This window comes from Isoptericola sp. F-RaC21 (assembly GCF_038593535.1).
GTDB lineage: Bacteria > Actinomycetota > Actinomycetes > Actinomycetales > Cellulomonadaceae > Isoptericola.
Genome location: NZ_JBCFYX010000002.1, coordinates 410,833 through 429,123, shown reverse-complemented (window position 1 = coordinate 429,123; position 18,291 = coordinate 410,833). Strand labels below are relative to the sequence as shown.

Annotated in this window: 12 protein-coding genes and 1 riboswitch; of the genes, 2 read left to right on the top strand and 10 right to left on the bottom strand. The window is 73.2% G+C overall.

Annotation, left to right across the window (positions count from 1 at the left end; genetic code table 11):
• Positions 1-10: 10 nt before the first annotated feature.
• The 6 genes from mmsB to AAG589_RS07360 form a co-directional block, all read right to left on the bottom strand.
• Positions 11-1,189 carry a multiple monosaccharide ABC transporter permease gene (mmsB, locus tag AAG589_RS07385; protein ID WP_430566599.1) on the bottom strand — a complete coding sequence of 393 codons (1,179 nt, stop codon included), beginning with the start codon at positions 1,187-1,189 and terminating at the stop codon, positions 11-13.
• Entirely contained in the window at positions 1,186-2,745 is a 1,560-nt protein-coding gene (gene mmsA / locus AAG589_RS07380; protein ID WP_430566598.1) for a multiple monosaccharide ABC transporter ATP-binding protein, read from the bottom strand. Before mmsA ends, mmsB begins: the two co-directional genes overlap by 4 nt.
• Before the next feature lie 149 nt (positions 2,746-2,894).
• The gene (chvE, locus tag AAG589_RS07375; RefSeq protein ID WP_430566597.1) at positions 2,895-4,055 is read right to left on the bottom strand and encodes a multiple monosaccharide ABC transporter substrate-binding protein; all 1,161 of its coding nucleotides are present in this window, start codon (positions 4,053-4,055) and stop codon (positions 2,895-2,897) included.
• A 465-nt stretch (positions 4,056-4,520) separates the two neighbouring features.
• Positions 4,521-7,358: a hypothetical protein gene (locus AAG589_RS07370; protein ID WP_430566596.1), complete on the bottom strand. Its 2,838-nt coding sequence runs from the start codon at positions 7,356-7,358 to the stop codon at positions 4,521-4,523.
• Positions 7,359-7,641: 283 nt separating this feature from the next.
• The gene (locus tag AAG589_RS07365; protein ID WP_430566595.1) at positions 7,642-11,259 is read right to left on the bottom strand and encodes an ABC transporter ATP-binding protein; all 3,618 of its coding nucleotides are present in this window, start codon (positions 11,257-11,259) and stop codon (positions 7,642-7,644) included.
• A gap of 50 nt (positions 11,260-11,309) precedes the next feature.
• On the bottom strand, positions 11,310-12,299 hold the full coding sequence (locus AAG589_RS07360) for a malate dehydrogenase (protein ID WP_430566594.1): 990 nt from the start codon (positions 12,297-12,299) through the stop codon (positions 11,310-11,312).
• A gap of 269 nt (positions 12,300-12,568) precedes the next feature.
• Here AAG589_RS07360 and AAG589_RS07355 point away from each other — a divergent pair, with 269 nt between their 5' ends.
• Positions 12,569-13,594 (top strand): MIP/aquaporin family protein, encoded by a 1,026-nt coding sequence (locus AAG589_RS07355; RefSeq protein WP_430566593.1) that lies wholly within the window; start codon positions 12,569-12,571, stop codon positions 13,592-13,594.
• Positions 13,595-13,661: 67 nt separating this feature from the next.
• Here AAG589_RS07355 and AAG589_RS07350 read toward each other — a convergent pair whose 3' ends face one another.
• Together AAG589_RS07350 and AAG589_RS07345 are read right to left on the bottom strand one after the other, a co-directional pair.
• Positions 13,662-14,015 carry a hypothetical protein gene (locus AAG589_RS07350; protein WP_430566592.1) on the bottom strand — a complete coding sequence of 118 codons (354 nt, stop codon included), beginning with the start codon at positions 14,013-14,015 and terminating at the stop codon, positions 13,662-13,664.
• A gap of 76 nt (positions 14,016-14,091) precedes the next feature.
• On the bottom strand, positions 14,092-14,454 hold the full coding sequence (locus AAG589_RS07345) for a DUF3017 domain-containing protein (protein ID WP_430566591.1): 363 nt from the start codon (positions 14,452-14,454) through the stop codon (positions 14,092-14,094).
• A gap of 73 nt (positions 14,455-14,527) precedes the next feature.
• Between AAG589_RS07345 and AAG589_RS07340 the strand changes: the two genes are divergently transcribed.
• Positions 14,528-15,823: an FAD-dependent oxidoreductase gene (locus AAG589_RS07340; RefSeq protein ID WP_430566590.1), complete on the top strand. Its 1,296-nt coding sequence runs from the start codon at positions 14,528-14,530 to the stop codon at positions 15,821-15,823.
• 85 nt (positions 15,824-15,908) lie between these two features.
• Here the strand turns inward: AAG589_RS07340 and purH are convergent, their stop codons facing one another.
• Positions 15,909-17,558, bottom strand: coding sequence for a bifunctional phosphoribosylaminoimidazolecarboxamide formyltransferase/IMP cyclohydrolase (gene purH / locus AAG589_RS07335; RefSeq protein WP_430566589.1), 1,650 nt, complete (start codon positions 17,556-17,558; stop codon positions 15,909-15,911).
• Positions 17,559-17,591: 33 nt separating this feature from the next.
• Positions 17,592-17,685: riboswitch (ZMP/ZTP riboswitch) on the bottom strand.
• Between the two features lie 26 nt (positions 17,686-17,711).
• Positions 17,712-18,263 carry a helix-turn-helix domain-containing protein gene (locus AAG589_RS07330; protein ID WP_430566588.1) on the bottom strand — a complete coding sequence of 184 codons (552 nt, stop codon included), beginning with the start codon at positions 18,261-18,263 and terminating at the stop codon, positions 17,712-17,714.
• Between the last annotated feature and the right edge of the window lie 28 nt (positions 18,264-18,291).

Below are 18,291 nucleotides of genomic sequence, written 5' to 3'. Positions count from 1 at the left end.
GCGTGGCCGCTCAGCGCAGCGCGGCCGCGCGGCGCCGGTTGTAGATGTCGAAGGCCACGGCCAGCAGCAGCACGAGACCCTTGACGATGGGCTGCACGGACGTCGAGACGCCCATGAGCTGCATGCCGTTCGAGATGACCGCCATGATGAGACCACCGATGATCGCCCCGCCCACGCGGCCGACGCCGCCCGAGGTCGAGGCGCCGCCGATGAAGCAGGCCGCGATGGCGTCGAGCTCGAACATGTTGCCCGCGGCCGGCTGGGCGGCGTTCATGCGGGACGAGTACACGACGCCCGCCACCGCGGCGAGCAGGCCCATGTTGACGAAGATCCAGAAGTTGACCTTCTTGACCTTGACACCCGACAGCTCGGCGGCGTGCTTGTTGCCGCCGACGGCGTACACGTGCCGGCCGAACACCGACTTCTGCGTGACGAGGGTGTACACGATGGTCAGCACCGCGAGGATGATGAGCACCACCGGCAGGCCGCGGTAGCTGCCCAGCTGGTAGGCGAACCACATGACGACGGCGGCGATCACCACGAGCTTGGTGACGAACAGCGGCATCGACTCGACGGTCTGGTGGTACGCGATCTTGCTCTGCCGGCCGCGCCACTGCGCCACCGCGTAGCCGACGACGCCGATGGCGAAGATCACCAGCGTGAAGACGTCGACGCCGTACCCGCCGAGCAGGCCGTTGAGGAAGCCGTTGGCGATGTCGGAGTACGGCGTGCCGAACGGCGACAGGGAGATGTTGTCCAGCACCACGTAGGTCAGGCCGCGGAACAGCAGCATGCCCGCCAGGGTGACGATGAAGCCCGGGATCCCGACGTAGGCCACCCAGAAGCCCTGCCACGCGCCGACCAGGAGGCCGACGACGAGGGCCGCGAGCACGCCCATCCACCAGGGCAGGCCCTGCTTGATGACGACGACGGCGGACACCGCGCCCGTGAGGGCGACCACCGATCCCACGGACAGGTCGATCTGTCCGGCGACGATGATCATCACCATCCCGATCGCCAGGATCAGGATGTACGTGTACTGCAGGACGATGTTCGTGAGGTTCGTCGGCGACAGGAACATCGGGTTGAGCAGCGCGAAGATCGCGACGATCACGACGAACGCGACCAGGATCCCGCTCTGCCGCAGGTTCCGGGTCAGCATGTCCCGGGCCGAGGCGATGGCGTTCATGAGGCGTTTTCCTTCGTGGGCAGGGGCTGGTCGCGCTCGAGGGTCATGAGCTCCATGAGCCGCTCCTGCGTCGCGTCGGCGACGGGGAGCTCACCCGTGATGCGGCCGAAGGCCAGCGTGTAGATGCGGTCGCAGGTGCCGAGCAGCTCGGGCAGCTCGGAGGAGATCACCACGACCGCCTTCCCGGCGGCGACCATCTTGTTGATGATCGTGTAGATCTCGTACTTGGCCCCGACGTCGATGCCGCGGGTGGGTTCGTCGAGGATGAGGACGTCCGGGTCGGTGTACAGCCACTTGGACAGCACGACCTTCTGCTGGTTGCCGCCGGAGAGCTGGCCGACGATCGACAGGACGTCCGGGGACTTGATGTTGAGGTTGGTGCGGTACTCCTCCGCGATCCGGATCTCCTCGTTGTCGTTGACCCAGCCGCGCGGGGCGAGCTTGCCCAGCCCCGCGGACGACACGTTGCGCCGGATGTCCTCGATGAGGTTGAGGCCGTAGACCTTGCGGTCCTCGGTGGCGTACGCGATGTGGTGCTCGATCGCCTCCGCGACCGTCCGCGCCTGGATCTCCTTGCCGTCCTTGAACAGGCGGCCCGAGATCGCGCGCCCGTACGACCGGCCGAAGATGCTCATCGCCAGCTCGGTGCGCCCGGCGCCCATGAGGCCGGCGATGCCGACGACCTCGCCCGCGCGGACGTTGAACGAGGCGCCGTCGACGATCTTCCGCCCGATCTGCGTGGGGTGGTAGACCGTCCAGTCCTCCACGCGCAGCACCTCGTCGCCGACGACGGTCGAGCGCTCCGGGAACCGGTGCTCGAGGTCGCGCCCCACCATGCCGCGGATGATCCGGTCCTGGGTGGAGCCGGCCTCGCTCATGTCGAGGGTCTCGATCGTGCGGCCGTCGCGGATGATCGTGGTGCGGTCGGCGATCTCCTCGATCTCGTTGAGCTTGTGGGAGATGATGATCGAGGTGATCCCCTGGCCCTTGAGGTGGCGCAGGAGGTCCAGCAGGTGCTCGGAGTCGTCGTCGTTCAGCGCGGCGGTCGGCTCGTCGAGGATGAGCAGGCGCACCTCCTTCGAGAGCGCCTTGGCGATCTCGATGAGCTGCTGCTTGCCGACGCCGAGCTGGTTCACCGGCGTGACGGGGTTCTCGTCGAGGCCGACGCGCGCCATGAGCTTGGCGGCCTCGGTGTTGACCTTGTTCCAGTCGATGAGCCCGGAGCGACCCCGCTGCTCGTTGCCCAGGAAGATGTTCTCGGCGGCCGACAGGTACGGCACCAGGGCGAGCTCCTGGTGGATGATGACGATGCCGCGCTTCTCGGAGTCGTTGATCGACGAGAACGTGGCGGTCTCGCCGTCGTAGACGATCTCGCCGTCGTAGCTGCCGTGCGGGTAGACACCCGACAGCACCTTCATCAGCGTCGACTTGCCGGCGCCGTTCTCGCCGCAGATGGCGTGGATCTCGCCCCGGCGGACGTCGAGGTCGACGCCGTCGAGCGCCTTGACGCCGGGGAACTCCTTGATGATCGACCGCATCTCGAGGATGGTGCTCATCGCGCGGCCCCCTCGGCTGCCCGGGCAATGACGTGGGGAGCGTTCATGCGCCCTTCGTCCCTTCTGAGTGGGTGCGGGCCGCGCGAGCTGCACGCGCGGCCCGGGACGGGACCGCCCCGCGTGGGGCGGCCCCGTCCCGGAGGATCAGGTCAGTCGGTCTGACCCTTCTTGATCTCGTCCGCGGTGTAGTAGTCCGTGTCGACGAGCTTTGACTGGATGTCGTCCTTGAAGATGGTGTCGAAGTCGAGCAGGTACGACGGCACCACCTTGACGCCGTTGTCGTACGTCTTGGTGTCGTTCGCCTCCGGCTCCTTGCCCTCGGCGAAGGCCTGCGCGGCCTTGACCGCCTGGTCGGCGAGCTTGCGGGTGTCCTTGAAGATCGTCGAGGACTGCACGTCGTCCTGGATGAGCTTGACCGACGCGATCTCGGCGTCCTGCCCGGTGACGACCGGCAGGCCGTCCGACAGGGTCGGGCCCATGCCGGCACCCTTGAGGGCGGTGATGATGCCGCGCGACAGCGGGTCGGCCGGGGCGAGCACGCCGTCCAGCTTGGTGCCGTCGTTGTAGGTGGAGGTGAGCAGGTTCTCCATGCGCTTCTGCGCCGTCTCCTGCTCCCAGCGCTGCGTGGCGGCCTGGTCGAACTTCGTCTGCTTCGACGGGACCTTCAGCGTGCCGTCGTCGAGGAACGGCTTGAGGGTGTCCATCGCGCCCTGCCAGAAGAAGGTCGCGTTGTTGTCGTCGGGCGACCCCGCGAAGAGCTCGATGTTGAACGGGCCCTTCTCGCCCGTCTTCTCGCCCTTCTCGTCGACCAGCCCGAGGCCGCGCAGCAGCGCGGTGCCCTGCTGGACGCCCACCTCGTAGTTGTCGAACGTGACGTAGAAGTCGACGTTCTTGCTGTCGCGGATGAGCCGGTCGTAGGCGATGACCGGGATGTTCGCCGCGGCCGCCGCCTCGAGCTGGCTCGAGAGGGCGGTGCCGTCGATCGAGGCGATGACGAGGACGTCGACGCCCTCGGTGATCATCGAGTCGATCTGCTGCGTCTGGGTCGGGATGTCGTCGTTGGCGAACTGCAGGTCCGCCTCGTAGCCGAGCTTCTCCAGGCCCTTCTTGATGTTGTTGCCGTCCTGGATCCAGCGCTCGTACGTCTGCGTCGGCATCGCGACGCCGACCTTGATGTCGTCGTCACCGTTCCCGGCGGCACCGCCCGCGTCGCCGCCGCCACCGCCGGCACCGGAGCCGCCGCACGCGGCGAGGCCCAGCGTCAGCACCGCACCGGCGGCCACCGCGCTCATCGTCTTGGCGAGTCGCATCCTCGCGCTCCTTCTCGTCGTCGAGTGTCCCCCGGCAGCGACCTTCGCCGCCGGCGCCCGGACGCCGGGTTCGTCCCCGGACGGCCGAGCCGGTCCGCGGTACACCTTGCTGCGTTCGAGTTCCGAAGTCAAAGGGCAGTGGACACGAAGGCGTAACGATCCGGTCACGACGCCGGGCGACGAGCGTCGAGATCCCGCGCTCACGGTCCAGATCGTCAGGATCTTCGCCCTGATCACCGCAGCGCACGGACCGACCGGACGACGATTGGCCGCCGGTCAAGGCCGGCCGCTTCGCTTCGGGCGCCAAAGACAGGGCTCCGGCGTCACTGCGGCACAGCGTCCGCCCCCGGGCGAACGGAGCCCCGGCGACGAGCGGCGTCTCGAGACACCGCCCGTCCCCGGGGGCGAGCTCATCGATGCCGGCCCGGCCACGTCGACTCGCCGACGGGCCGGGCCAGCGGCGCGCTACTGCCGGACCACGAACCGGTCGACGTTGATCTCCGTCCCCGAGCCGCTCCCCGACCCGGTCGACCTCAGCGTGACCGTGTGCTCCCCGGGCTCCAGCTCACCGCTGGACCAGATCAGCTGGTTGCCGGCGCGCTGCTTGCCGTAGAAGTCGGCCGTGCCCGCCTCGCGGCCGTCGATCAGGACGGTCGCCGTCCCCTGGTTGGACGCGCGCAGCCCGTACAGGTCGACGGCGCTCCCGGTGAAGCGGAAGTCGACCGAGTCGCCCGCTGCCTGCGTCGACGTGACCGAGGAGTGGTAGAGACCGGTGCGGTTGATGCATCCCGGGCAGCTCGTCCACCCGTCGCCCCGGTAGTCGAGGCGGCCCTGCCCGGTCCCGGTCTCCTGGTCGTCCACCGAGCTCGCGTGTCCGCGCCCGGCGACCGCCTCGACGGCGTCCAGCCCCACCCAGCCCGACCCCGCGACCTCGACGCGCAGCGTGTGCACGCCGTCGATCAGCACCGGGGTGCGCCAGCGGACCACCGAGTCGGGGCCCGACCGGCCGAAGGAGATCCGCTCGGGCGCGTTGCCGTCGACCGACACCAGAGCGTCGCCTCCGTGCGGGCTCCTGGCACCGACCAGCGTCCCCTGGGTCCCCTCGAACCTCACGGTCACGACGTCGCCCCTGCGGTCGCTGCCCGCGATCGTGCCCGCCGATGCCGCGCGGACCTGAGCGGGGGTGTAGTCACCGCAGCGATGCCGCTTCTCGGTGCATCGTGCCCAGTCGCCGTCGTACCGCACGCCCGCCGCGGCGTCGTCGATCACGACGACGTCGTCCAGCGGCTCGATCGCGAGATCCGCGAACTGCGTCGGGGAGTAGTCGCCGGAGAGCCCTGCCATCCCGCTCACCCAGGTGCTGTCGGTGACCGACCCGACCGATGCGCCGTCCACCGAGGCCGTGATCACGTCGCCGTCGAACGCGAGGCCGAGCCGGTGCCAGCCCGGCCCGCCGCGCTCGAGGGACCCGGTCGTCAGCTCGGCCCAGGTGCGGCCGCCGGGCTCCCCGCGGCCGATCGACCACGTGCCGTCCGCCGTCACGGTGAACCCGTAGCCGTTCGGGACCGGCTGCATCGCGTCGTTCGACACCCGACCCAGCACCTGGGCCTGGCCCGACGCCGGCACGTAGGCGTCGACGGACACCTGATAGTCGGCCCAGTCGAGGTCACCGATGATGCCCGCGGGCTTCTTCCAGGCTGCCCAGGAGATGGCGGGCTCCGGCGAGACCTGGGTCAGGCACGTCCCCTTGCGCGGCTTCGCGCACGGCCGCTCCTCGTACGCGCCCTCCATCTGGGAGAAGTACGGCGTCTGACCGCTCGGGCCACCGCGCGACAGACCGTCGTGGTACGGGAACGGGAAGGCGGAGTCCGCCCGGCCGGCGGCCTCGCCCCGGCCTCGACGCTCGGCCGTCGTCACGGTCACCACGGAGTCCGCGGGAACCGTGACGGTGTACGTGCCGTCGGCGGCGGGCACCAGGTCCGGCTGCTGCGCGAGCTGCTCGTCGGCGCTGGATCGCCACACGTGCAGGTCGTCGGCGTCCAGGCCTCCCGTGACCGACAGCGAGACCTGTCGCGGGCCTGCGGCGCCGATCGTCTCGATCACGGTGCTCCAGTCGCCGCTGTCGGGCGAGCGCCGGGTCACGTAGCTGCCCTGCGTCGTGTCGTCCGCCGCGAGATACCCAGACGCCGTGTCGAGATAGCGCCAGCCCGGCGACGCGAACTGCGTGGTCTGCGCCACCGCCCAGATCGCGGACTGCACCTGGTAGGCGCCCGACCACGGCGTGTTCGCGCGCATGAGGCCGGCGTCGGAGATGCTCAGGCCCTCGTAGTACGACGTGAGGAGGTTCCAGAAGTTGACCCCGGTGATGCGCCCTTCGATGTACGCGTGGTTCAGGAGCGACGGGACCGACTTGGCCGAGCCGCCGAACCCCCACTCCGCGGACCACGGCCCGCCCTCCGAGATCCACAACGGCTTGTTCAACGACCGTGCCTTCTCGGAGCTGGGGCCGAACGAGTAGTGGTTGCCGAGCAGCCCGACCGCGTCGGCCAGCTCCGGGTCGGCCACCATGTCGGCGGCGATCTGCCACTCGCCCTTCACCGCGGCCTGGTCGGCGCCGATGATCCGGACGTCCTCGTAGCCGGCGTCGTCAAGGGCCTTGCGGAACTTCTTGACCCAGGGGATGTCGTAGTCGCGCTCGTTGCGCAGCCCCATGTTGTCGATGTGCAGCCCGTGCTGGTCGGCACAGCCGAGCCAGCTCAGGAAGTAGTCGATCGTGTCCTGCGAGTAGTACTCGTCCAGCCACCCGGGAGCGCCCCACGCCAGCCCGCCCAGCGTGATGTCGGGGTTGCGCTTCGTCGCCTCCTCCATCAGCCACCACTCGTAGCCCGCGTCGCAGTCGACGACGCCGCGCTCGTGCATGTGGCTGGACTCGGAGCCGTCCGTCGTGTTGGTGTCGCCGCCGATCTCGACCTTGAGGAGCTGGAGCGACGCCCCGTACCCGGGCGTGAAGAGGTAGTCGAGGACCTCGTCGCGCTCCTGCTTCGGATAGTCGAGCAGCAGCCGCGTGGTGGCACCGCCGCCCGACGTCGCCCCGACACCGTCGTAGGTCCGGCCCGCGCCGGCCCCGTCGACGGTGATCGACGACGCCGGGGCCGCGCTCCGGTCCGCGTCCCCGGGGTCGGCGGACGCCGCGGAGGTCGACGCCAGCAGCGACGCCCCGACGGCGGCGGCGGTCGCCGTCGCGAGCGCGACCTGTCGTCGGCGTCTGCCTGTTCTGATGGTCCTGCTCTGTGATCTGTGCACGTCCACGCCACTCCTTCGTCTCGCGCGAGGCCCGGCGCGTCGTCGACACCGGGACCGTTCGTCGTGCTGGGCGACAGCTGTCAGCCGCCGCCGGCGACGTGATGTTAGCGCTCACATTTCGCCGGGGCAATCGCCGGCGGACACCTCCGGGCGATACATCGATGCAGAGTTTTCGCTGGTAGGAGCGGTCGATGCTCCGGGCCCTCCAGCACCCTGGGCACGATCGCGGGAACGGCGGGGCACCCACCTCGGGCGCCCCGCCGTTCCCTCTGTCGTGCGGCCCTCAGCCGGCCAGGTGCCCCCAGCGCGGCGCGAGCTCGTGCCACGGACCGACCTCCGCCACCTCGCCGTCGGCGAGGACGACGACGCGGTCGGCGCGCGACAGGGCCGCCCGCTTCGACGTCGCGCCGACCACGGTGGTGCCGCGCTCGCGCAGCGACGCCCACAGCTCGATCTCCGTGGTGGCGTCGAGCGCGCTGGAGACGTCGTCGGCCAGCAGCAGCTCGGCGTCCGTCGCCAGGGCGCGGGCGAGCGCGAGCCGCTGCACCTGGCCGCCCGACAGCCGCACGCCGCGATGCCCGACCAGCGCGTCCGCCCCGCCCGCCTCCTCGACGTCCTGCCCGAGGCGCGCCGCGGCGACCGGGCCGTCGACGTCGCGCTCGTGGTCGAGGCGCACGTTCTCGCTGAACGTGCCGGACAGCACGCGCGGCACCTGAGCGACGTGCGCCACCTGCCCCGGGCGCAGGAAGGCCTGCGGGTCGGCGACGTCCCGCTCGTTCCAGCGGATGCTGCCGGTGTGCTCCATGAGGCCGCTCAGCGCCGACAGCAGGCTCGACTTGCCCGACCCCACCTGGCCGAGCAGCAGCACGAGCTCCCCGCGCCGCACCTCCAGGTCGACGCCGGACACGCCGATGGTGCCGTCGTCGTGCACCGCCGTGACGCCCTCCAGGCGCAGGCGCTCCAGCTCCTCGCGCCGCCCCTCGGCGGGCCGCGGCGCGTCGCCCGTGAGGAGGTCGACGCCCGCCGGGAGGTCCATGAGGTCCGCGCCGGCCGCGAACCGGCCGGTGGCCCGCTGCCACGACCGGGTGCCGGGCGCCTCCGTGACGACCGCCCCCGCGACGACGCCGAACCAGCCGAAGCCGTTCACCGCGTTCGCGACCAGCAGCGCCGTGGCCAGCCCCCACGTGCCGGTGAGCAGGCCCGCCCAGGCCGCGACGACGCCGAGCTGCACCATGATCATCGGCACGCCGTCGAGGGCGGCCTGCACGCGGTGCTCGAAGATCGCCGCGCGCACGCGGCCGCCGTCCACCTCGTGCAGGTGCGCGTGCACCTGCGGCGTGCGCGCGGCGAGCTTGACCGTGCGCGCGGAGTCGAGCGCCGAGACCAGGGCGCGTCCGAACCGCGCCCGGGCGGCGGACGAGCGCGTGGCCGAGCGGCCCGCGATCGGCCGGCCGATCGCCGACGCGGCCGCCGACACCACCATCACGGCCAGGAGCACGCCGCCCGCCAGCCACGACCCGCTGAGCAGCGCCGTCACGCCCGCGATCACGAGGCCGTTGACGAAGTCGACCCAGCGGTCCGCGTACCGGACGAAGCGGTCGGAGTCCATGGCCCGCGCCACGACCTCGCCGGGCGGGGTCGCCCGCAGCCGCTCCTGCCGGGTCTGGCCGGTCATGACCGCCATCCGCACCCGCAGCAGCACCTCCACCCACCAGCGCGGGTAGACGTACAGGGCCCAGGCCAGGGCCAGCGGGGCGGCGACGAGCAGCACCACGAAGGACACCATGAGCGCCGTCGGGAAGCCGTCGCCGAGATCCTCCACGGCCTGTCCCCACAGGAACCCGGTGAGCGCGCCCTGCGCCGACACCAGGCTCGCCACGAGGAACAGCGCCGCACCGACCACGCCCCACGCGGGCCGCACGAACAGCGCGTGCAGCACGCCCCGCGCCAGGCTCGGTCCCTCGCCCGGGTCCGACAGCTCCGGCGGCGCGCCGCGGCGCCGCCGCCCGCCGACCGCCTCGCTGGTGGAGTCTGTCGACACCACGTGCCGGGTTTCGACAGGCTCAACCACCGGCGCACTCGCGACAGGCTCAACCGCCGGCGCACTCGCGACAGGCTCGACCACCCGAGCACTCGCGACAGGCTCCACCACCGGCGCGTCCGCGGCGTCGCTCGCCAGCAGCAGGTCGCGGTAGGGGCCGTCCTCGCGGGCGAGCTGGGCCCGGGGTCCCTGCTGCACGACGCGGCCGTGGTCGAGCGCGGCCAGCAGGTCGGCGCGCTCGATCGTGGTGAGGCGGTGCGCCACGAGCACGCCCGTGCGGCCGGCGAGCAGGCGCTCGGACGCCGCGACCACGCGCGCCTCGGTGAGCGGGTCCATCCGGGCGGTCGCCTCGTCGAGCACGACGACCTGGACGTCGCGCACGAGCAGGCGCGCGAACGCGACGAGCTGCTCCTCTCCTGCGGACAGCGACGTGCCGCCCGGGCCGAGCAGCGTGTCGAGACCGTCGGGCAGGCCGGACACCCACGCGTCCAGGCGCAGCTCGCGCACCGCGGCCTCGACGTCCTCGCGCGGCACGTCGGCGAACAGCGCGATGTTCTCCGCCAGGGTGCCGGCAAGGATCTCGGTGCGCTGCGTGACCACGCCCACGGCGGCGCGCAGCTTCTGCAGGTCGAGGTCGCACACGTCGACGCCGCCCACCAGCACCGTGCCCGGCTCCGGCTCGACGGCCCGCGACAGCAGCGACGCGAGCGTCGACTTCCCGGAGCCCGTGCGGCCCACGAGCGCGACGGTCTGGCCGGCGGGCACGTGCAGGTTCACGCCCTGCAGCGCGAACGTGCCCTCGGAGTAGGAGAAGTGCAGGTCGCGAAGCTCGATCCCCACCGGCCCCTCGGGCAGGTCGCGGCCACCCGTCGGCTCGGGCTCGACGCCGAGCATCTGCTTGATGCGCGTGATCGCGCCGAGGCCTTCCTGGATGTCCGGCAGGTGGTGGATGAGGTTGTCCACCTGGCCCACGAACATCGCCGTGACGAGGAACAGCGTCACGAGCTCCTGGACCGCGAGGTTGCCGCCGGAGGCCAGGGCGGCCCCGGCCACGGCGACGCCGGCCAGCAGGGACGCGAGCACCAGGCCGGCCCGGCGCAGCATCTTCGACTCGACGATCACCACGTCGCGGAACTTGCGGTGCACGTCCGCGGAGCGCTGGGCCAGGCGGCGGACGGCGAAGGGCTGGCCGAGGCTGGTGCGCAGGTCGTCGCGGGCGGCGACCGACTCCTCGAACGCCGCCGCGTGGTCGGTCCACGCGGCCTCCTCGATCACCTTGCGGCGAGCGATCTCGCCGAGCATCGGCCGCACGAGGACGCCCGCGAGCGCACCCAGCAGCGGGAACAGCACCCAGGCCGGCCACCAGGTGAGGCCCGCGACCACGTACATGGGCACGACGCCGACCACGGTGCGGCCGGCGCCCCAGAGCTGGCGGCGCACGAGCGTGCCGACCGCGTGCGTGTCGTCGTCGACCCGGTCGAGCACCTCGCCCACGGCCTGCTCGGTGAGCGTGGCCAGCGGCTGGTGCAGCGCCGCGGTGAGCAGGTCGCCGCGCAGCCGCCCCTCGGCGCGGTCGACGACGCCCGCCCACACGACCTGTCCGGCCGTGTCGAACAGTGCGGCGCCGACGACGCAGAGCGCGAGCAGCGACAGCAGCGCCCCCGTCGGGTCCTCCGCGAGGCGGCCGGCGACGACGGTGCCCAGCGCGGCACCGACCGCGCCGAGGGTGAGCGCGACCAGCGCGACGGCGGCGACCGGCCCGCGCAGCCGCCGCCAGTCGAGGCGGCGGGACGGGTCCGTCGACGGCAGGGTCGCGGCGGCTGTGGTCTGGTCCGCGCGGGCGGCAGGGGCGTCGATCATGGCCCGAGAAGCCTATGCGGCGCCCCCGACGCTCCGCCGCAGATTTTTCGTCAGATCAGGCCGAGCGCGCGCACGGCCTCCCGCTCCTCGGTGAGCTCCTGCACGCTGGCGGCGATCCGCTCGCGGGAGAAGTCGTCGATCTCGAGCCCCTCGACGACCTCCCACGCCCCGCCGGACGACGTCACCGGGAACGACGAGACCAGCCCCTCGGGCACGCCGTACTGCCCGGTCGACCACAGGCCCGCGCTGGTCCAGTCGCCCTCGGGCGTACCCAGCACCCAGTCGTGGACGTGGTCGATCGCCGCGTTCGCCGCGGACGCCGCCGACGACGCCCCGCGGGCGTCGATGATCGCGGCGCCACGCTTGGCGACCGTCGGGATGAAGTCGTCGGCGAGCCAGAGCCGGTCCTCCTCCGCGTACCGGGAGCCCGGCGTGCCCGCGACGTCGGCCCGGAAGACGTCCGGGTACTGGCTCGCGGAGTGGTTGCCCCAGATCGTCACGCGGCGCACCTGGGAGACGGGGACGTCCGCCCGCTTCGCCAGCTGCGACAGCGCGCGGTTGTGGTCGAGGCGCGTCATGGCCGTGAACCGGTCCTTCGGCACGTCGGGCGCGTTCGACGCCGCGATCAGGGCGTTCGTGTTGGCGGGGTTTCCCACCACGAGCACGCGCACGTCGTCGGCCGCGCCCGCGTTGATGGCCCGGCCCTGCGGGCCGAAGATGCCGCCGTTCGCCTCGAGCAGGTCCGCGCGCTCCATGCCCGGGCCGCGCGGGCGGGCGCCCACCAGCAGCGCGACGTTGGTGCCCTCGAAGCCCGCCGTCGGGTCGTCGTGGATGTCGATGCCGTCCAGGAGCGGGAACGCGCAGTCGTCCAGCTCCATCGCGGTGCCCTCGGCGGCCTTCACCGCCTGCGGGATCTCCAGCAGCCGGAGCCGCACGGGGGTGTCGGGGCCGAGCATCGCGCCCGACGCGATCCGGAAGAGCAGCGCGTACCCGATCTGGCCCGCCGCCCCGGTGACGGTGACGTTCACTGGTGTGGTCATGCCCCTACTCTGACGCAGCCGGGCGCCGGGGTCGACCGCCACCCCGGACGAGCTCCCGGCCGGCACGCCGACCGTCGTGGCAGAGCGCGACCTGGGACGACGCGCGGTAACGTGCCAGAAGCGCCACCGTCGGCCCGCGCTCAGCAACCGTTCAGACCACGGTGGAAGCATGCCCGCGCAGCCGGCCCCAGGGCCGGTCACGCACGACCGGCCCTCCCACCGCGGGGGGCACACCGAGACGCCCGTCTCCCGAGCAGAGAAGGACCCTCATGTCCCAGGACATCGCCGCCGAGAGCGGTACGGCTTCGGTCGACGTCGAGACGGCGGCCGCCCCCACGGAGTACGGCCTGTTCGCGCGGCTCGCCGCCGAGGCCTTCGGCACGTTCGTGCTGGTGCTCGGCATCGTCGGCACCGCGACGTTCAACGCCGTCAACAACAGCCAGATCCTCCCGGTGGCGCTCGCCGGCGGCATCCTCGTCATGGGCGCCATCGCCGCGGTCGGCGGCGTCTCCGGCGGCCACTTCAACCCGGCCGTCACCTTCGGCCTGACGCTCGCGGGCCGGGCCTCCTGGCGCGACCTCGTGCCGTACTGGCTCGCCCAGCTCGTGGGCGGCACCGCGGCCGCGGCCGTGATGTTCTCGATCATCCCGGACACGTTCCCGGCGCTCACCGGGGCCGAGGACAAGGCCGCGGTCTTCCAGGGCACCGCGAACGGCTTCGGCGCGCACTCGCCCCTCGCGGCCCTCACCGCGTCCGCCGCGCAGAGCGGTGGCACGCCTGCCGAGTTCTCGATGTGGGCCGCGATCCTCGTCGAGGTGATCGTCACGGCGGTGTTCGTCGGCGTCATCCTCGGCGTGACGAGCAAGCGCTCGAAGATCACGTTCGCCCCGGTCGTCATCGGCCTCACGCTCGGCGCGATGCTGATCGTCGCCTGGCCGGTCACCAACGCCTCGCTCAACCCGGCCCGGTCGTTCGCCTCGGCGGTGTTCGGCGGCGGCTGGACGTGGGGGCAGCTCTGGGTGTTCATCGTCGCCCCGCTGCTGGGCGGCGCGCTCGCCGCGCTGTTCTACCGGGCGTTCGCCCCGATCCCCTCGCTCTCCCGGGTCGAGGTCGGATCCGCGGCCGGTGACGACCTGGGCGACGAGCCCCGCCAGCACGACGTCGTCGACGACGGCGCCCTCCCGGCGCAGGCGGAGGTCGACGAGAACGAGGGCGAGTGGGACCGCGCAGGCGTCGACGAGCCCGCGCCCCGCGAGGACGGCCCCGAGGGCAAGGGCGACGCCCCGCGCGCCTGACGACCCGCACCACGCACGAAGGGCCGGCACCCCGCGGGGTGCCGGCCCTTCGTCGTCCGGCGGCGGCTCAGCCGAACGTCTCGTCGGACCAGCGCCACCACGCCTCGTCGCCGTCGACGTGGAGCAGGTACTCGGGGACGGTGCGCCCGTCCGGGGAGGTGAGGCGGGTCGCCGCACGGATCGCCGCGTACGCCGCCTCCCAGTCCTCCCCGTCCGAGTCGTCGTCCTCGTCCTCCGCCTCCGAGAGACGCACCTCGTCCGCGAACAGCTGCGCCACTGGGCCGAACGCAGGGCCGCGCTCCACCCGTGCGCACAGGAACGGGAAGTCGGAGCGCGCGGGGTCGACGTGCAGCTCGGCCACGAGGGCGCCGCCGTCGGCCAGCCACAGCCGCCACGGCTCGGTCGGGTCCGTGTTCGTCATCCGGGAGACGCTACGACGGCCCGCCGACGGTGTCGGTCCCCGGTCGCCTCGGCTCGCCCGCGTGCGGGCGACAGGTTCAGCCGAGGCCGGGGGCGGTCAGGGCCAGCGCGCCGATGACGACGGCGCCGCCCCAGCACAGGAAGACGTCGAAACCCCGGCTGCGCACGACGAGCCCGACCGGCCCGGTGGACGACATGGCCCGCCAGGTGCCGGCGACGGCGAGCGTGAGCGCGATGGTGCCGGTGCCGACGCGGGCGCCGACGAGCACGCCGAGCACGACGGCGAGCACGATGCCGCTGAGCACGGTGACGATCGCGCGCTCGGGGCCGGGCAGGGCGCGCGCCGGCTCCTCGGCCGCGGCCCCGACGGAGTGCCCACCGGACGCGGGCTCGTGCCCTCCGGGCTCTCGCTGGGGGTCGGGCAGCGCACGGGGATCCACGGCAGCCGAGCCTACCGTCGCGGCGGGAGGGCGAGCGCCGGACCTCCACACCCGCGGGGTTACGGTGAGGACCGTGCCCGAGCCGACCTCCGCCGCCACGTCCCGCCCCTCCCCCGTCCCCCGGTCCGTCGTCGTGGTGGGTGCCGGCCTCGCCGGCGCGCAGACCGTCGCCGCGCTCCGCACGCACGGCTTCGACGGGCGGATCACGCTGCTCGGCGCCGAGGGGGTGCCGCCGTACGACCGGCCGCCGCTGTCCAAGGAGCTGCTGTCGCGGCCCGAGCCCGTGTGGCTGAGCGCAGACCTCGGCGTCGACGTCGACGCGCTGGCCGACGACGTGCGCCTCGACGAGCCGGCCCGGGCGCTGGCGTCGGGGCCGGACGGCGTGGTCCTGACGACGGCGCGCGGCGAGGTCGCGGCGGACGCGGCCGTCCTCGCCGTCGGTTCCGCACCGATCGTCCCGCCCGGCTTCGCCGCGTCGTCGCTGCTGCACAACGCGGCCGACGCGGACCGCCTGCGGGCGGCGCTGCGCCGCGACGGCGGGCTGCGCCTGGTGATCGTCGGTGCGGGGTGGATCGGCGCCGAGGTCGCGGGCGTGGCGGCGGGCGCCGGGGCCGACGTGACGGTCCTGGAGGCCGCCGGCGCCCCGCTGTCACGACAGCTCGGGCCCGGCGTCGGCGCGCACCTCGCGGGCTGGTACGCGGACGCCGGGGTGCGGCTGCGCACGGCCGCCGCGGTGACGGCGGTCGACGACGCGGGCGTGGTGCTGGCCGACGGCGAGCGCGTGCCCGCCGACCTCGTGCTCACGGCGGTCGGCGCCCGGCCGGCGTCGGGCTGGCTGGCCGGCACGCTGCCGCTGGACCCGCGCGGCGCGCTCCTCGTGGACGGCGACGGTCGCGTCCCGGGCCACCCGCGCGTGTGGGCGGTCGGGGACGTCGCCTCGCGCGCGCACCCGGTGTTCGGCACGGTGCCGGGCGGGCACTGGTCGGCGGCGCTGCACGACCCGGACCCGACCGTCCGCGCGATGCTCGGCGTCGAGCCGGCCGGCGCCGCGCACGCGCCGTACGTCTTCTCCCAGCAGCTCGGGCACGACCTGGCGCTGCTCGGCCTGCCCGCCACGGACTCGCCGGTGGTGCTGCGCGGCACCCCCGGCGCGGGCCCGTGGGCGGCGCTGTACCTCGACCCGGCCGGCCCTGGCACGGCCGCAGGCGGGGCGGACGGCGTCGCGACGGTCAGCGCCGTCCTCCTCGTCGACTCGCCGCGCGACGTCGGCGGCGTCCGCCGCCTCATGGGCCGCGGCGAGCCGCTGCGGCTCGACCTCGCGAAGGCCACCGACCCCTCCGTCCGGCTCAAGGCTGCGGTCGCCGGTTGAGCCTGTCGAAACCCACGCCTACCGGGTTTCGACAAGCTCAACCAGCGGAAGCACCGGGTCTCGACAGGCTCGACCGGCGGGGCAGTCAGTGCGCGAAGTGGCGCGTGCCGGTGAGGTACATCGTGACGCCGGCGGCCTGCGCGGCCTCGATCACCTCGGCGTCGCGGATGGACCCGCCCGGCTGCACGACCGCGCGGACACCGGCGTCGAGCAGCACCTGCAGGCCGTCCGCGAACGGGAAGAAGGCGTCCGACGCCGCGACGGCGCCGCGCGCCCGCTCGACGGGGCCGGAGTCGCCCTCGGCGAGCGTGTTGGCACGCTCGACGGACAGGCGGCAGGAGTCGACGCGGTTGACCTGGCCCATGCCGATGCCGACGGCGGCGCCGTCGGCGGCGAGCAGGATCGCGTTGGACTTGGCGGCGCGCACGGCCTTCCACGCGAACGCGAGGTCGGCGAGCGTGGCCTCGTCCGCGGCCTCGCCGGCGGCGAGGGTCCAGGTGCTCGGGTCGTCGCCCTCGGCCTGGTACCGGTCGACCTCCTGGACGAGCATGCCCCCGGAGATCGGGCGGTTCTCGGCGACGGCGTGCGGCGGGGTGTCGACCACGAGCAGGCGCACGTTCTTCTTCTTCTGCAGGATCTCCAGCGCCTCGGGCTCGAAGCCCGGGGCGACGACGACCTCGGTGAAGATCGGCGCGATGCTCTCGGCCGCGGCCTTCGTGATCACCTGGTTGGCGGCGATGACGCCGCCGTACGCGGAGACGGGGTCGGTGGCGTGCGCGCGGGCGTGGGCCTGCGCGATGTCGTCGCCCACCGCGATGCCGCAGGGGTTGGCGTGCTTGATGATCGCCACGGCGGGGCCGGAGTGGTCGTGCGCGGCGCGCCAGGCGGCGTCGGCGTCGACGTAGTTGTTGTAGCTCATCGCCTTGCCGTGCAGCTGCGTGGCCTGGGCGAGGCCCGTGCCGCCGTCGGTCCGCGTGTACAGCGCGGCCTTCTGGTGCGGGTTCTCACCGTAGCGCAGCACCGCGGCGCGCTCGAACGCGGCCCCGGTGACGTCGGGCATGTGGGACTCGAGCGCGGTCTCGTCCGGGGCGTAGACGCTCGCGAACCAGGACGCGACGGCCACGTCGTACTGCGCGGTGTGCGCGAACGCTGCCGCCGCGAGGCGCTTGCGCTGGGCAAAGGTGAACCCGCCGCCGGTCACGGCGGCCACGACGTCGTCGTACCGGGCCGGGTCGACGACGACGGCGACGCTCGGGTGGTTCTTCGCCGCGGCGCGGACCATCGACGGCCCGCCGATGTCGATCTGCTCGACGACCTCGTCGGGACCCGCGCCGGACGCGACCGTCGCGGCGAACGGGTAGAGGTTCACGACGACGAGCTCGAACGTCTCGATGCCCAGGTCGGCGAGCTGGGCGAGGTGGTCGGCCTTGCGCGTGTCGGCCAGGATGCCGGCGTGGACGCGCGGGTGCAGCGTCTTGACGCGGCCCTCGAGGCACTCGGGAAAGCCGGTGAGCTCCTCGACGCGGGTCACGGGGACGCCGGCGTCGGCGATCTTCCCGGCGGTGGAGCCGGTCGAGACGAGCTCGACGCCGGCCGCGTGCAGCGCGGTGGCGAGCTCGACCAGGCCGGTCTTGTCGTAGACGCTCAGCAGCGCCCGCTTCACGGGACGCTGGGCGTCGTCGGCGAGCTGGACGTCGGGGGCCGAGACATGGGGGGCGGAGTGGGCGACTGACATGCGGTCTCCTCGAAGAGTCGTGTCTCTCGAAGACCCTGGCACCCAGGCGGGCGGCGCGCATCGCGGGTCGATCTGGGGGCGGCCGCTCCCCGGTGGTTGTCCACCTTCGCCAGTCACGGCCGCGGCGAGTCTACCGAACGCCGTCGCCCGGAGTCACGGCAGGACGACCCGCATCCCGAGGAGCCGCCACGCGTGCACGGCCGTGGCGGTCCGCTCGGCCGGGGGCCTGCGGGTGAGCGCCCCGGCCACGAGCTCGACGCCGAGCATGACGTCGGCGACCGTCGTCCCGGGCGGCACGTCCCCGGCGGCCAGCGCGGCGTCGAGGTGCGCCGCGAGCGCCGTCTCGACCCGTTCCCGCAGCTGCAGCATCCGCCCCGGCCGGTCGGCCACGAGCAGGTCCACGACCGCCACGGACTCGACGGCGTGCCGCGTCGTGGTGCCGAGCAGGTCGGCCAGCGTCGCGCCGTCGGCGGCGGCGGCGGCCTCGAGCTCCGCGACGTTCTCCTCGACGACGGCGGCGACGAGCGAGAGCCGGTCCGGGAAGTGCCGGTAGAGGCTGCCCTGCCCGACGCCCGCGCGCCGCGCGATCGAGCTCAGCGGGGCCGCGGTGCCCGACTCCGCGAAGACGGCGTGCGCGGCCTCCAGCAGGGCGGCCCGGTTGCGGGCGGCGGCCGCGGGGCCGGGGTTGGTGCGAGAGGTGGGCACCGGAATACACTAGCAACCGGACAATGTT

Coding starts and splice junctions, on each gene's coding strand:
- mmsB (WP_430566599.1), bottom strand. CDS start 1,189: ATGAACGCCATCGCCTCGGCCCGGGACATGCTGACCCGGAACCTGCGG.
- mmsA (WP_430566598.1), bottom strand. CDS start 2,745: ATGAGCACCATCCTCGAGATGCGGTCGATCATCAAGGAGTTCCCCGGC.
- chvE (WP_430566597.1), bottom strand. CDS start 4,055: ATGCGACTCGCCAAGACGATGAGCGCGGTGGCCGCCGGTGCGGTGCTG.
- AAG589_RS07365 (WP_430566595.1), bottom strand. CDS start 11,259: ATGATCGACGCCCCTGCCGCCCGCGCGGACCAGACCACAGCCGCCGCG.
- AAG589_RS07360 (WP_430566594.1), bottom strand. CDS start 12,299: ATGACCACACCAGTGAACGTCACCGTCACCGGGGCGGCGGGCCAGATC.
- AAG589_RS07355 (WP_430566593.1), top strand. CDS start 12,569: ATGTCCCAGGACATCGCCGCCGAGAGCGGTACGGCTTCGGTCGACGTC.
- AAG589_RS07350 (WP_430566592.1), bottom strand. CDS start 14,015: ATGACGAACACGGACCCGACCGAGCCGTGGCGGCTGTGGCTGGCCGAC.
- purH (WP_430566589.1), bottom strand. CDS start 17,558: ATGTCAGTCGCCCACTCCGCCCCCCATGTCTCGGCCCCCGACGTCCAG.